Below are 13302 nucleotides of genomic sequence, written 5' to 3'. Positions count from 1 at the left end.
TCCACCGTTCCCTGCCTCTCCCTGTTCCCTGCCTCTCCCCGTCCTCCCTTGCCCCCCGCCGCCACGCCAGCGCCGATGACGGAGCGTCAGAGTGTCAGTGCCGCGGGTTAGCGTGGCCCGCGAAAGGGGTGCGGTCCGGCCGCACCGAGGCGCCGAACGGCGGAGGAAGCCCATGTCCCTGGTCCGGGTCCACAATTTCTCGATCTCCCTCGACGGCTACGGCACCGGCGAGGGGCAGAGCCTCGACGCGCCGTTCGGCCACGCCGCCGACCGGCTGCACCGCTGGTTCTTCGCCACCCGGACGTTCCGGCGGATGCACGGCGAGGACGGCGGGGACACCGGCGTGGACGACGCGATGGCCCGCACCTGGGGCGACGGCATCGGGGCCGAGATCATGGGCCGCAACAAGTTCGGCCCGCAGCGCGGCCCCTGGCAGGACGAGCAGTGGAAGGGCTGGTGGGGGTCGAACCCGCCGTTCCACACCCCGGTGTTCGTGCTCACCCACCACCCGCGCCCGGCCGTGCAGATGGAGGGCGGCACGACCTTCCACTTCCTCGACGCGGCCCCCGAGGAGGCGTTGCGCAGGGCCCGGGAGGCGGCCGGCGGCCAGGACGTACGGATCGGCGGCGGCCCGAGCACCGTCCGGGCCTTCCTGGCGGCCGACCTGATCGACCACCTGCACGTGGTCGTCGTGCCGATCGTCCTCGGCCGGGGTGAGCCGCTCTGGGCGGGGCTCGAAGGGCTGGAGCAGCGCTTCCACACGGAGGTGGTGACCAGCCCGAGCGGCGTCACGCACCTCACCTTCACCCGGCGGTAGGGCGTCCCGGTACCGGACAGGCGTCCCGGTGCCGGACGGACGGCGGCGGCCTCCTCGCGGGTGCGAGGAGGCCGCCGCTTCACACCGCCGCCGGATCAGACCCGGTCGGCCGCGATCAGCACGTACTGGAACGAGCCGTCCTTGTAGGACTCGATGAACGCCTCCTCGATGCCGGTGACCAGCGAGGTGGTGTTCCGCAGCTCCCAGTAGGGCAGGGTGTCCGGGGTCAGGTCGATGACGGCCTGCGGCACCAGGCGGTTGTCAGCCATCGCCCGCAGGTACTCGCGGCGGGAGTGGATGTTGCACTCGAAGTGGGCGTTGATCTGCGAGACCCACTTCGAGGGCTGGCCGTACCGCGGGTTCCAGCAGCCGGTGATGGTCACGTACCGGCCGCCGACGCTCAGCACCCGGGAGTGCTCGGCGAACAGGTCCTGCAGGTCGACGTACATGCTGGACTCGTTGTTCCAGGAGCCCGCGACCGAACCGGTCTCCACGGGCATGTCCAGCATGTTGGCGACCCGGGAGCGGACGAACGCGCCGATGCCGAGCTCGGCGGCGCGCTTGTTGCCGAACTCGGCCTGCTGGGTGGAGAGGGTCATGCCCTCGACCCGGCAGCCGAAGCGCTGGTGGGCCATCACCATCGAGCCGCCGCGACCGCAGCCGGCGTCGACCAGGGTGCCGTCGGACGGGATGTCGCCGAGGTGGTCGAGCAGCACGTCGGCCTGGGCGGACTCCAGGCGGTGCAGCTCGGCGATGACCTTCTTCTCGCGCTCGCTGTCGGTCGGGTCGCCGATGGCGGCCTGGTCGATCTCGCCGATGCCGTAGTGGTGGTGGTAGAGGCCGTCGACGTCGCCCAGGCGAAGGTTGACCGGGCGAGCCTCGTGGTCCCAGTACCGTGCGATGTCGCCCTGGTAGGGAGTCGCCGGGCCGGGGATGGCGTTGCCGGAGGTGGTGAGGTCGTCGGTCAGGGACATGGTTCAACTCCAAAGTTCTTACGAAGGGTTACCGTGAGCGGGTGTCGCAGCCGAGGGCGGGTGTCCTCGCCGGGAGCGGGTGTCGCAGCCGAGGGCGGGTGTCCTCGCCGGGGACGGGTGTCGCCGCCGGGGGCGGTCACCAGAAGTCGGGCAGGGTGTAGCGGTAGGTGTTGGTCTGGTGCCAGTAGTGGTTGCCGTCGACCCACGCGGCCACGCCGCGCAGGAACCGTACGAGCGTCGGCACCGGGCAGGCCACGGCCAGCGCGGCCGCCTCCGCCTCGAAGGCGTGCATCAGGTCGTTGTGGACCCCGACCGCCTTCAGGTAGCCCTCCTTGCGCGAGACGCCCTCGCGTTCGGAGATCACCACGGGCAGGTTCAGGTGCAGTCCGGGGCTGGACAGCTCCTTGGTGTACGAGTACAGGTCGTTGACGATCGTGGTGGCGTTGCCGGCCAGTGCGATCACCCGCTGCATCGCGGGCAGCGCGTGCAGCTCGACGGGCAGCTCGTAACCGCCGACGGTGTCGGTGATCGTCGGGCAGGGTCGGAAGTTGTTGAACTGGCGCATGGCCAGGTACTCCCAGACCTCCGGCACGTGGTCCACCTCGTCCCAGGCGGCCTCGGCCAGGTACCCCAGGTGCAGCCGCGCCATGTCGTGCCGGAAGCGGTCGGCCTGCGAGGGCGTGGCGGCGCGGGTGAAGTACTGCATCGCCGAGTGGTACGCCCGGCGCGGCGGGTCCTCGGACAGCGAGGCCTCCCAGTCCGGTTGGTACTCCGGAGTGGTGTGCAGCGGGTCGAGCGCGGTGTGCGCGAGCAGCAGGCGGCTGCCCAGGCCGACCGGCGATCCGCCGAGGTCCTCGCAGTAGTAGTCGTCCACCGCGTTCTCGGCCACCATCAGGCGGGCCGCGAGCATCAGGTGGTCGAGGCTCGGCGCGTCGGGGTGGCAGGCCACCATGTAGCGCCCGGTGGAGAATCCGTCGAAGTCCTTCTCCCACTCCGGCGGGTAGAGCTCGATCTCGTCGATCGCCCAGGCCTTGATCTTCAGGCTGAGCGCCTCCACCCGGGCCGGGTCGGGCTCGGCGATCGGGTGGTGGTACAGACCGGGGATGGGGTCGCCGGTCCTGGGCTTGCCGCTGCTCGGCGCCTCGGCCGCCGGAGCCACCCCGAGCACGCCCGCGCCGGGCAGCACGGGTGGCGCGGATGGCGCGTGGACCAGATGCGGTTGAACGGGCGGCGCCTGGACGGGATTCGCTTGGACGGGCGGCGCCTGGACGTCGGGGACCAGGGCCTCGGGCGCCGGGGCCTGCGGCCTCAACTGCAGCCCGGCGGTGCCCAGTCCGGTGGGCCCGCCCAGGATCCGCTCGACCGCCGAGGAGCTCACGGGCCCGCCGCCGGGGCGGCCGCTGGTCCGGGTGGTGAGTCCGGACTGACACGCAGGGGCATGAAGCCTCCTCTGAGAAGGATCGGACGATATGACGGCTCGTCATCGTGGCCGCCGGGAAGGGGAGTCGGGGCGTCGTGGCCCCGCCTCGCTCGTCCCAACCGTAGGCGCGCAGGGCGGTTCCGGAACGCAACGAACGATCTTCTACACCCGATAGGGTGAACGTTCATGCTGACGGCGTTTGGGGGCGTCCCTGTCATGCATCGAACCGCCCTCCAGGGCGCGCTTCTCCGCTCGACGGCCCCGCGCCTCGCGTCAACCCTGCGCACCCGGCCCGTGTCCCGATCCGGCCGCCTCCGCCCGGACCGGTGCACGACCGGCGCCCGGACCGGCGCCCGACCGGTGCACGACCGGCCGCGTAAGGGGGAGAAGAATGGGCTCGGCGCCGAGCGAGGATCGGGGCCAGGAAGGAAGACCAGCGCATGGAGAGCCAGCCCCGCAGCCGCACCGCACTCGTCGAGGACCTCATGGAGCGCTATTCCGACGTCCCCCGGGAGGCGGTGATCAAGGAGGACCTGCTGCGCGGCGGCATGGCCTTCGACGAGTCCGCGCTCAGCGGCGGCGCCGGGGCCGGTGCCGGAGGCGGCGAGGTCAAGCCGAAGTCGTACTTCATCTTCTCCTTCGACCACCGCACCCTGCCCGAGCTGGGCGCCGCCGCGCTCAACCGGCCGCCGGAGGAGATCGTGCTGACCGGCGGCCCGTACGGGCTGCGCCGCACCGTGGTTTCAGTACGGGTGAACCCGGACTCGCCCTACCGGGTCGGCGCCGGGGAGGACGGCACCCTCGGCCTCTACCTGGACGGTGCCCGGATCGCCGACGTCGGTCTGCCCCCGATGCCGGACTACTACCGGCACACGCTGGCCAACGGGAAGTCTGTGATGGAGGTCGCCCCGACCATCCAGTGGGGCTACCTGATCTACCTCACGGTGTTCCGGGTCTGCCAGTACTTCGGCGCCAAGGAGGAGTGCCAGTACTGCGACATCAACCACAACTGGCGCCAGCACAAGGCCGCCGGCCGCCCGTACACCGGGGTCAAGCCGGTCGAGGAGGTGCTGGAGGCACTCGCGCTGATCGACGAGCACGACACCGCCCGCACCTCCCAGGCGTACACCCTCACCGGCGGCGCGATCACCTCGCACATCGGCGGCCGGGACGAGGCCGACTTCTACGGCCAGTACGCCAAGGCCATCGAGGAGCGCTTCCCCGGGCGCTGGATCGGCAAGGTGGTGGCGCAGGCACTGCCCCGCGACGACGTCCAGCGCTTCCACGACTACGGCGTACGGATCTACCATCCCAACTTCGAGGTGTGGGACAGGCGGCTCTTCGAGCTCTACTGCCCGGGCAAGGAACGCTACGTCGGCCGCGACGAGTGGCACCGCCGGATCCTGGACTCCACCGAGGTGTTCGGACCGGAGAACGTGATCCCCAACTTCGTCGCTGGCGTGGAGATGGCCGAGCCCTTCGGCTTCGCCACGGTCGACGAGGCGATCGCCTCCACCGAGGAGGGCCTGCGCTTCTTCATGTCCCACGGCGTGGTCCCGCGCTTCACCACCTGGTGCCCCGAACCCACCACGCCCCTCGGCAAGGCCAACCCGCACGGCGCCCCGCTGGAGTACCACATCCGGCTGCTGCGGACCTACCGCGCCACCCTGGAGGAGTTCGGCCTCTCCTCCCCGCCCGGCTACGGGCCGCCCGGCCCGGGCAAGGCGGTCTTCTCGGTCAGCTCCTTCATGGACTCGCTGCCCGGCTGACGCACCGGGCCCCGACGCCGCCGCCACCGCGGCCGGCGGCGTCGGGGCCCGTCATGCGCTGAGGACGGTGCCGTCTCGCGCCGGTTCGGTCAACGTGCGGGCTGCGGGCGGACGGTGAGGATCTGCTCGGCACGGCCGAGGGGGCCGTGCTCGTCGTGCAGGACGGTGCTGGTGACGCCGTGGCCGGCCGGGCCGAAGCTGACGCGGGTGTCCAGGCCGGTCCAGCGGCCCTCCGGGCGGCGGTGGAAGTGGATCGTCAGATCGGTGTTGGGGAACATCCACTCGGCGGGACTCTGCCGGGCGGCGATGCCGTTGGCGGTGTCCACGAGCGCGATGAAGGAGGCGTGCGGGCTGCTGGGCTCTCCGGCGACCAGCTCGGCCCGGGAGGAGATCCAGGCCGCGGCACGCCCGGGGGCCGTCTCGCGGCGGCGGACGTCGATCGAGGCGATGTAGCCGCCGCCCCACTCGCCGTCCATCGCCCAGGGCTCGAACTCCTCGGGCCCCGGGATCCGCTCGTCGTGGGTGCCGGCGACGGCGGCGGTGTCGAGCTCGGCGAGGAACCAGGCGCGGGCCCGGACGACGGCGCGTTCCCCGACCACCACGGTGGCCTCGACCAGCTCGATGGTGCGCCCGGGCCGGACGGTCTCCACCGTGATCTCGAACTCCTCCAGGGCGATCAGGCCGAGTATGTCGAAGCTGATCCGGGCCAGCGCCAGGCCCTCACCGGGGCGGCCGACCCCCTGGTGGCCGACTCGCTGACGGTCGGCCCGCTGACGGTCGATCGCGTGGACGATGAGGCCGCCCAGCGGGCTGAAGTGCTGCTCGTCGGGGTGCCAGGCGCCCTGGGCCTGCAGGGTGGGCTTGTAGCTGTGCTCGCCGGTGCGCTGGTAGTAGCTGTCGGGCGCGGTGGTGGGGGTGGTCACGTGCGCTTCTCCTCGGGCGGATCGCTGGGCACCGGGTGGGGCACCGCCGTGGTACGGCGGCGCCCCACTTCGGCGTTCAGGATCGTAAGGGGCCGAACCGCCTCCGGGGGGTGACGGGTGACGCATTCCACACCCGCTGCCGCCCCGGCGGTCAGTGCTCGGCGAGCGGGTCGTGGTCGCCCGCGGGGATCCGGCACCCGCCCTACCGGGCGTCGGGGGCTGGGGGCACACTGGCGCAAGCACGACGACGCACCACCGGACGGGGACGCCATGGCAGGCCGCAAGAAGCAGAAGAGACCGCTCGCGAACGGAGTGGTACGGCCGCCGAAACGGGTCCGGCGGCGGCCGGAGCCGCAGCTGTCGCCACGGACGGTCCGCCGGACGGCCTGGCTGGTCGGGCTGCTCACCCCGGTGCTGATGGTCGGTCTGCTGGCGATCGCCACCAACCCGGACTACCAGGCGCTCTGCACGATCCCCGCGTTCCTGGTGCTCTCGGCGGGCGTGATCGGGCTGGGGTTCGTCCGGGCCCGCGGCTGGGTGATCTGGCCGGCCGTCCTGGTCGGCGTGCTGCTGCTGGTGATCCCGACGACCAGCATCCGCGCGCAGATCCTGGCTCATCGCGCGGTCAAGACCGCGGTGGTGGTCACCGCCGCCCACAGCGCCAAGGACAAGAGCGGAAAGGTGAGCTGGACCTGCGACCTCCGCCGCGCCGACGGGCAGCCGCTGCCCCACCCCCAGGTCGGCGGCTTCGGCTGCTCGGGCACGTACGACGTCGGCCAGACCATGAACGTACTGGTCGACCCGGCGGGCTGGGTGCCGCCGGCCTCGCTGGACGACGACCTGTCGTTCCGCGGCGGCGGCGTCTACGCCACCGCCGTGCTCGCCGCCCTGTGGGGCCTGCTGACCCTGGGTGCGGCCCGGCGCACCCTCCGGGAGTCGCAGCGGACGGCGGGCGGGAAGGACGGCGGGAAGGGCGGTCCGAAGGGCGGCAGGTAGCACGGGAAACCCCTGTTCCGGCCCGGGGGCGCGGGCGTAGGGTGCGCCGTGTGAACGAACTGATCTTCCGGGGGAAAGACCTGTTCCGGCCCTCGTGGTCGAATATCCTCCCGCTGCTCCTCGTCGTCGCGGCCCAACTGTTCCTCGGCGTCCGGAGGTTGGGCACCGTGGGCACCGTCTGGCTGGTCCTCGGCACGCTCGTGGCCGGCGCGCTGGCCTTCACCCTGAGCTGGCGGTCCTGGAGCCGGGTCGGCGCCGACGGCGTCACCGTCTGCTGGGGCCTCGGGGCCGGCCGCACCTACCCCTGGCACGACGTCCGGTGGGTCGACGTGCGGGAGACCAAGGCCAACGGCTCGACGTCGTACGCCGCGCGGGTCTTCCTCACCGACGGGCGGCGCCGCTCGCTGCCTGGCCTGCAGACCAGCCCGATCTACCCGGCCGCCGATTTCGAGGTGAACGTCCAGCGGGTGGTGAACTGGTGGGAGTACAGCACGCACCCCACGCAGCGGGTGAAGCCGCCGAAGCAGTTCCGGGACCGGCTGACGCCCACGGTGGTCGGCGTGCTCGCCGTGGTCGTCATCAGCGCCGTGGCCTTCGTCGTCATCGTCCTGTAGTCGCGGGGACCGCCCGGCACCGCGCAGAACCGCCGGCCCCGGCTCCCTGGATGGGAGCCGGGGCCGGCGTGCGTTCAGCCCGGCTGCGGGCAGGTCACCCCTGGCCCGGGTGGCCCGGCCGGCCGCCGTACGGCTGCTGCGGCGGGTAGGGCTGCGCCGGCGGGGCGGGGTACGCCTGCTGCGGCGGGTACGGCATGGGCTGCTGGCCCGGGTACGGCTGCGGCTGCTGCGGGTACGGCTGCGCCTGCGCCTGCGGGGCGGCGTACGGCTGCGCCGGCGGGTAGGCCTGCTGGGGCGGGTAGGGCTGCGCCTGCTGCGGCAGGGGCTGCCCCTGCGGCGGGTAGGGCTGGCCCGGGTGCGGGTAGGGCTGGACCTGCTGCGGCGGGTAGGGCTGGCCGGCCGGCGCGAGCTCGAACGGCTGCGAGGTCGGGTCGATCGACCCGGGCGGGAAGGCCGCGCTGAGCTGGTCCAGCTCGGTCCGCCAGTAGCGGTGGACGTTCAGCCGGGTCGGCTTGGCGCTGGTGGGCAGTTGCAGGTACATCGAGCTCCAGACGGTGGCCCGCTTGACCCGGCTGACCGGGAACGCCTGCCGCGGGAACACCGCGACCACGTCTCCGGGGCGGTTGGTCCAGCGGCTGGCCGAGTTGACCACCACCGAGCTGTTGGTGAGCGTCAGGAAGTAGAACCGACGGGTCAGTGCGACGATCAGGCCGAGCAGCGGCACCTCGTCGAAGACCGCGTTGAGCCACGGGCTCGGACCGGTCTCGACGTGCACGCACGCGATGAAGGTCTCTCCCGGCGGTGCCACCTGCGACAGCTTCTCGACGACCTGCGCCTTCTGTGTGGCCCGGCGTATTGCCATGCTTTCGGTACCTCTTACCCCGTCGTGTCCGCCGACCTTGCTCGGCGGGAAATCGGCTGAGGCTAGCAGCTGGCGATGAGGCCGGTGGGCCCCGAACGGCCTTCGCCGGCAAAGCTTTCGCCATGTTCCACCGGGCCGGTCGGCGCGCTTCCGACGGAGACGAACAGTCATGGATCAGGTCATTACGGGATGTTTCCGGCCAGATCGATTAAAGCCTGCGGCAAATAATGGCGCACCACCTTGCCGATAATGTGATCACATGTGTATGCGCTGTGGCGCTGCTCGCCACAGGGGAGGGAAGACCCGGTCGACCGATCGGGCCCAGTCACACAGGAGTTGCACCATCAACACCGCTATCCGCCGGGCCGCCCGCGGTGCGATGCCCATCGCCGTCACCGCCTCCGTCCTGGCCACCGGTCTCGCCGCCTGCGGCACCGTCGAACAGCTTTCGGCCGCCCAGAAGGTGTCCAAGGCCTTCGACAAGGTCGGTGACGGCAAGTCGGCCGGCTTCAAGCTCTCCATCGACGCCACCCCCGAGCAGATCGTCGCCTTCGCGAAGGCCACCGGGGACAAGGGCACCGACGGCGGCATGAACGAGAAGAACGCCAAGGCGATGTCCGGACTCGCGGTCTCCGTCGCGATCTCCGCCGACAAGCCGCTCAAGGAGGTCGAGGCCTTCAAGAGCGCCGCGGGCAAGGGCGGCAGCAACGACCTGACGCTCGACAAGTCGGTGCGCGTCTCCTACGTGATCTCCGACCGCAACGGCACCGCGCTGCTGGAGTACCGCCAGGTCGACGCCAAGGGCTACCTGCACGTCGACGCCAAGGGCTTCGTGAAGCTGGTCGGCGAGGACCCGTCCCAGGTGGACGGCGTCAGCCGGGACCTGCCCGCCGACATGGGCGCCGTCAAGGACGTACTGGCCGGCAAGTGGGTCGCGCTCGACCTCCAGGAACTCGCCGACGAGGCGAAGAAGAACGAGGGCCGGAAGGCCTCCCCGAGTGCCGCGCCGACCCCTGCCCCGGAGGCCGCCAAGCAGCTGCTCAACTCCCTCAAGGACGTGCTCGGCCGCACCGTCACGTACGAGGACAAGGGCACGAAGGACGGCACCGAGCACATCTGGATGAGCGCCCCGGCCCGTCAGTTGGCGGACGAGCTGTTCAAGGCCGTCAAGCCGGTCGCGGACAAGTTCCCGCAGCAGTTCGGGAAGTTCCCGACCCAGGCTCCGAGCGACGTTCCGGACCGCAAGGTCGGTGTCGACCTCTACCTGAAGAAGGGTGCGCTCGCCTCGGCCACCTTCGACGTCGCCCAGCTGTCGGACAAGGTCGAGCCGGGCGTCAACTTCCCGGTGAAGCTCGCCTTCGACCAGTCGGCCCCGGCCGTCCAGGCCCCGGCCGACGCGACGAAGCTGACCAGCCAGGACCTGACGAAGGCGGTGCTCGGCCTCACCGCCGGCCCCGGCGGCCTCGCCCCCGCGCACGGCGGCGGCGTCCCGCCGGTCACGACCGCGGCGCCGCTCACCGATGCCCAGCTCAAGGAACTCGCCAAGCTCGGCGTGCCGGAGCAGCAGGCCCGCGCCTTCAACTCGCTCGGCATGAGCTTCGAAGACATCAAGGAGATGACGCAGGAGGGCTGATCCCGCCCCCCTGCCCGACTCCGCCACGACCGGCCGGCCGCCTCAGCGGTCGGCCGGTCGTGTTCAGTGAGCCGGTCGCGTTCGGTCAGTAGGTCAGGCCGGGCAGGCCCCTCAGGCGTGGGCGGCGGCGCACTCCGGGTGGCCCCAACTGCCGCCGACCTTGGTGATCTTGTCGCCCTTGGCGTACGGGCGGCTGCACGGGCAGGTGCCCGGGAAACGGGCGGCCAGGGTGCGGGAGCCGCCCGAGGAGGTGCGCTTCGCGGCGCCGACGGCGCCGGAGCCGGTCCGGGTGCTGCGCGCCTTCGGGACGGCGGCCGGGTCGGGCACGGGCAGGTCCGCCGCGGTGCCCGAGGCGTCCTGCTGGGTACGGGCTGCGTCGCTGGCGGCCTTGTCGGCGATGGCGTTCAGCGGGTCGCCGTCGACCTGGTGGGCCGGTACGTAGACGAAAACGACGTCCCGGCCCTCCAGCAGCGCGTCGATCGCCTGGATCAACTCCTGGTTGGCGACCGGCTTCCCGGCCGCCGTCTTCCAGCCGTTGCGCTTCCAGCCCTTCAGCCACTTGGTCACCGAGTCGCGGGTGTAGGTGCTGTCCAGCCGCACCTCCAGCGGCACCGCCGGGTCCGTCGCCGCCAACAACCGCTGCAGCGCCGTCAGTTCGCCGACGTTGTTGGTGCTGTGCCCCAGCGCACCGGACTGCCAGCGCTGCGGCACCCCGGCGGAATCCGCCACCACGTAGGCCCAACCCGCCGGACCGGGGTTGCCCTTGGCTGCTCCGTCACACGCTGCAATGACTCGTTCGACCATGCCCCGATCATGCCTGGTCGGGCGGCCGGGAGCCAAAGTCCCATACGAGGTCGACGGGGTGGGCGAGGCGGAGGGAGGGCGTCGGATGGCGTCAGGCTGCCCAGCGCAGCAGGGCGCCGAGGCCGCCGGGCGGGCCGGGGACGGCGTCCGGGACGAGGAGTGCCTCGGCGCCGGAGGCCGCGGCGGTGCGCAGCAGAGCGTCGGCGGCGGGGGCTTGGGTCGGGTGGGCGACGCCCATGCCGCGCAGGTCGGCGCGGTGGATGCCGATGTGGTCGGGTTCGGGGCCGGTCCAGACCGGGCGCTCGGGGTCGTGGCCGCTCGGTTGGAGGAGCAGCGCGGCGACCTGGTGCTGCCGGGCGGCGCTGACGACGGCGGGGATGCCCTGGGCGGCCGGGCCTGGGGCGGTCCGGGTGCCGGCGGCGTCGGTGCCGTGGCCGCCGGGGCGGCCGACGGCGGTGTGGAAGGCGTCCAGGACTTCGGCCAGGTGGCGGCCGCGGTGGTCGTCCCAGGCTTCGGCGAGGCGCCGGTCGAAGGCGTCGCCGACGGTCCCGTCGGCCCGGCCGCCGCCGTCGAGTTCGACGGTGAGAGCTTGCAGCGGTCGGGGCAGCCGGTCGTGGACGGCCCGGCGTTCGCGGGTGTCGCCGGTGAGGACGAGCAGCCGGGCGCCGCTCTGCGGCCAGACCCGGGCGAGGTGGTCGGCGATGACGGCGGCGGTGCGGTCCCAGGTGTCCTCGACCCGGTGCCGGTAGTGCCATTCGTAGCGGTCGGCGGGTGGGGCGCGGTGGCCGCGGCCCTGCCACTGCGGGCTGTCGATCGTGCCGGCGGGCGCGTGGCGGCCGAGTTCGTAGCGTTCGAGTGCGGCCCCGGTGCGGTCGATGGCGGCGACGAGGCAGGCGGGCGTGCTGTCGTCGACCAGGCCGACCAGGGGGCCGGTGTGCGGCAGCGGCGCCCAGGTGGCGGCGACGTCGGGCGGGGAGACGGCGAGCGGGACGTCCAGGGCCACCTCGCCGTCGGCCGCGAACAGGGCCCGACCGGGCGGGGAACCGGAGGCGGGTTCGTGGGCGAGGTGGTCGCGGACGGCTGCCAGGGTGGCTTCGTCGGCCCCGGCTTCGGCCAGCCGGTGCACGGCGGCGCGGTCGATCAGGGCCCGGCGCCGTACGGCGTCCTCGGTGGCGCGGGAGGTGTCGAGGTAGACGGTGGCCCAGGGGCCGGGCCGGTCGAGCAGTGGGGTGAGGAACGCGAGGTCCATGGTGGCCTCCCGTGGGTCGGTGGGCTTGCCGTGTGCGGTTCGCTGGGGCGTCTACCCGGCTGAGCACCGGGGACACCGGGGACACCGGGGACACCGGGGACACCGGGAGCCCCGGCAAGGGCCACGCGGAGCGGCGGCTGCGACCTACCGGCGCGCTCATTCGGCGGGCAGCCGCAGCTCGCACCAGACCGCCTTGCCCGGCCCGTCCCGGCGCCAGCCCCAGGACCGGCTGAGCCGGTTCACCAGGAACAGCCCGAGGCCCCCCGGTGCGCTCGACTCGTACGGCACCCGGGGCACCGGCGGGCGGGGGCTGGCGTCGGTGACCTCGATCCGCAGCGCCTCGGTACCCCGGACGAGCAGCAGCGCGCCGGGGCCGGCGGTGTGGCGCTGCGCGTTGCCGACGAGTTCCGAGACCAGCAGGACGGCGTCGGACGCCACGCCGCGGTCCGTCACGTCGGCCAGGAAACGGGCGGTGACGGCGCGCGCCTCGCCCGCCGCGCCGGGCCGGTCCGCGAGCGGCAGGCGCAGGGTCTGCGGCACCCGCTGTCCGGCCCGCGCCCCGGCCCCGGCCATGTGATCATTCCTCCTCCGTCGCGTGTCCACGGGTGGTGGTCAGTGTCCGAACCGGTGGCGGATGCGGCCTCCCTGCCGGGTCGGCGCTTCCCGGTCGTTCGGGTCGGCGGCCCGGTCCTCGGGCCGTACGCGCGCCTCATCGGAGAGCGGGGCACCGGACCCGGTCGCGTCGTAGGCCCGCTCGTCGTACGCCCGCTCGTCGTACGTCCGTTGGCCGGGGCCCCCGTCGGGGTGGCCCGGCGCGGCGCGATCCGTCGGCGCGGACCGCCGTACGGGCTCCACCGGCTCGACGGCCTCAGCCTCCCGGTAACCCGCCCGGTGCCGCGCCGGACGTGCCGGTCCGGCCTCGCGGGAGAGCCGTCCGGACCGCCGGAACGGCCGCATCAGGGCGAGTCCGAGGCAGAAGAGCAGCGCGAGGGCCACCCCGGACAGGAAGACGCCCAGACTGTTCAGCGTCACGAGGTCGTGGCCGAGGACCGTCGCCTGGTAGTCGGGTCCGCCGGAGAGGTTGTCCGCGATCAGCAGCCCGACGAACGTACCGGACGCCGCCATCAGCAGTAGTCCTAGCAGCACCATGGGAATCCCTTCCGTCCTGTTCGAGGCCCCCCTGTTCCAGGCCCCCCGACGGGTCGCGCCTACCCGGGCCCGGCGGTCCGTAACGGCCCGTG

The 13302-nt window shown here is 72.7% G+C and carries 13 protein-coding genes; 5 read left to right on the top strand and 8 right to left on the bottom strand.

Annotated elements, in window-relative coordinates; genetic code table 11:
* The first annotated feature begins 172 nt into the window (after positions 1–172).
* Complete coding sequence (locus AC0B61_RS19310; protein ID WP_471741907.1) at positions 173–817, top strand: dihydrofolate reductase family protein; 645 nt, start codon at positions 173–175, stop codon at positions 815–817.
* Positions 818–912: 95 nt separating this feature from the next.
* Here AC0B61_RS19310 and AC0B61_RS19305 read toward each other — a convergent pair whose 3' ends face one another.
* A complete protein-coding gene (locus AC0B61_RS19305; RefSeq protein WP_471741906.1) occupies positions 913–1791 on the bottom strand; it encodes a geranyl diphosphate 2-C-methyltransferase in 879 nt (292 codons plus the stop codon).
* A 136-nt stretch (positions 1792–1927) separates the two neighbouring features.
* Positions 1928–3169 carry a family 2 encapsulin nanocompartment cargo protein terpene cyclase gene (locus AC0B61_RS19300; protein WP_471741905.1) on the bottom strand — a complete coding sequence of 414 codons (1242 nt, stop codon included), beginning with the start codon at positions 3167–3169 and terminating at the stop codon, positions 1928–1930.
* Positions 3170–3651: 482 nt separating this feature from the next.
* On the opposite strand from AC0B61_RS19300, the gene AC0B61_RS19295 reads away from it, so the two are divergent.
* On the top strand, positions 3652–4980 hold the full coding sequence (locus AC0B61_RS19295) for a radical SAM protein (protein WP_471741904.1): 1329 nt from the start codon (positions 3652–3654) through the stop codon (positions 4978–4980).
* An 89-nt stretch (positions 4981–5069) separates the two neighbouring features.
* Here AC0B61_RS19295 and AC0B61_RS19290 read toward each other — a convergent pair whose 3' ends face one another.
* Positions 5070–5903, bottom strand: a complete 834-nt coding sequence (locus AC0B61_RS19290; protein ID WP_471741903.1) for a thioesterase family protein — start codon at positions 5901–5903, stop codon at positions 5070–5072.
* Between the two features lie 270 nt (positions 5904–6173).
* On the opposite strand from AC0B61_RS19290, the gene AC0B61_RS19285 reads away from it, so the two are divergent.
* Together AC0B61_RS19285 and AC0B61_RS19280 are read left to right on the top strand one after the other, a co-directional pair.
* Positions 6174–6899, top strand: coding sequence for a hypothetical protein (locus AC0B61_RS19285; protein ID WP_471741902.1), 726 nt, complete (start codon positions 6174–6176; stop codon positions 6897–6899).
* A 50-nt stretch (positions 6900–6949) separates the two neighbouring features.
* On the top strand, positions 6950–7513 hold the full coding sequence (locus tag AC0B61_RS19280; RefSeq protein WP_471741901.1) for a hypothetical protein: 564 nt from the start codon (positions 6950–6952) through the stop codon (positions 7511–7513).
* A gap of 94 nt (positions 7514–7607) precedes the next feature.
* On the opposite strand, the gene AC0B61_RS19275 is transcribed toward AC0B61_RS19280, so the two are convergent.
* Complete coding sequence (locus AC0B61_RS19275; protein WP_471741900.1) at positions 7608–8375, bottom strand: hypothetical protein; 768 nt, start codon at positions 8373–8375, stop codon at positions 7608–7610.
* Between the two features lie 379 nt (positions 8376–8754).
* On the opposite strand from AC0B61_RS19275, the gene AC0B61_RS19270 reads away from it, so the two are divergent.
* Positions 8755–10008, top strand: a complete 1254-nt coding sequence (locus AC0B61_RS19270; RefSeq protein WP_471741899.1) for a hypothetical protein — start codon at positions 8755–8757, stop codon at positions 10006–10008.
* A gap of 111 nt (positions 10009–10119) precedes the next feature.
* On the opposite strand, the gene AC0B61_RS19265 is transcribed toward AC0B61_RS19270, so the two are convergent.
* The 4 genes from AC0B61_RS19265 to AC0B61_RS19250 all read right to left on the bottom strand — a co-directional run bounded on the left by AC0B61_RS19265 (position 10120) and on the right by AC0B61_RS19250 (position 13210).
* Positions 10120–10812 (bottom strand): ribonuclease H family protein, encoded by a 693-nt coding sequence (locus AC0B61_RS19265; RefSeq protein WP_471741898.1) that lies wholly within the window; start codon positions 10810–10812, stop codon positions 10120–10122.
* A gap of 91 nt (positions 10813–10903) precedes the next feature.
* Positions 10904–12061 (bottom strand): baeRF2 domain-containing protein, encoded by a 1158-nt coding sequence (locus AC0B61_RS19260; RefSeq protein WP_471741897.1) that lies wholly within the window; start codon positions 12059–12061, stop codon positions 10904–10906.
* A gap of 156 nt (positions 12062–12217) precedes the next feature.
* A complete protein-coding gene (locus AC0B61_RS19255) occupies positions 12218–12634 on the bottom strand; it encodes an ATP-binding protein (RefSeq protein ID WP_471741896.1) in 417 nt (138 codons plus the stop codon).
* Positions 12635–12673: 39 nt separating this feature from the next.
* A complete protein-coding gene (locus tag AC0B61_RS19250) occupies positions 12674–13210 on the bottom strand; it encodes a hypothetical protein (protein ID WP_471741895.1) in 537 nt (178 codons plus the stop codon).
* Positions 13211–13302: the final 92 nt, after the last annotated feature.

The sequence above is a fragment of the Kitasatospora sp. NPDC023385 genome (genome assembly GCF_055664045.1).
The sequence above is the reverse complement of the archived record's forward strand: the minus strand, read 5'-3'. Positions and strand labels throughout refer to the sequence as shown.

Coding starts and splice junctions, on each gene's coding strand:
- AC0B61_RS19250 (WP_471741895.1), bottom strand. CDS start 13,210: ATGGTGCTGCTAGGACTACTGCTGATGGCGGCGTCCGGTACGTTCGTC.
- AC0B61_RS19270 (WP_471741899.1), top strand. CDS start 8,755: ATGCCCATCGCCGTCACCGCCTCCGTCCTGGCCACCGGTCTCGCCGCC.
- AC0B61_RS19285 (WP_471741902.1), top strand. CDS start 6,174: ATGGCAGGCCGCAAGAAGCAGAAGAGACCGCTCGCGAACGGAGTGGTA.
- AC0B61_RS19255 (WP_471741896.1), bottom strand. CDS start 12,634: ATGGCCGGGGCCGGGGCGCGGGCCGGACAGCGGGTGCCGCAGACCCTG.
- AC0B61_RS19310 (WP_471741907.1), top strand. CDS start 173: ATGTCCCTGGTCCGGGTCCACAATTTCTCGATCTCCCTCGACGGCTAC.
- AC0B61_RS19305 (WP_471741906.1), bottom strand. CDS start 1,791: ATGTCCCTGACCGACGACCTCACCACCTCCGGCAACGCCATCCCCGGC.
- AC0B61_RS19275 (WP_471741900.1), bottom strand. CDS start 8,375: ATGGCAATACGCCGGGCCACACAGAAGGCGCAGGTCGTCGAGAAGCTG.
- AC0B61_RS19265 (WP_471741898.1), bottom strand. CDS start 10,812: ATGGTCGAACGAGTCATTGCAGCGTGTGACGGAGCAGCCAAGGGCAAC.
- AC0B61_RS19295 (WP_471741904.1), top strand. CDS start 3,652: ATGGAGAGCCAGCCCCGCAGCCGCACCGCACTCGTCGAGGACCTCATG.
- AC0B61_RS19260 (WP_471741897.1), bottom strand. CDS start 12,061: ATGGACCTCGCGTTCCTCACCCCACTGCTCGACCGGCCCGGCCCCTGG.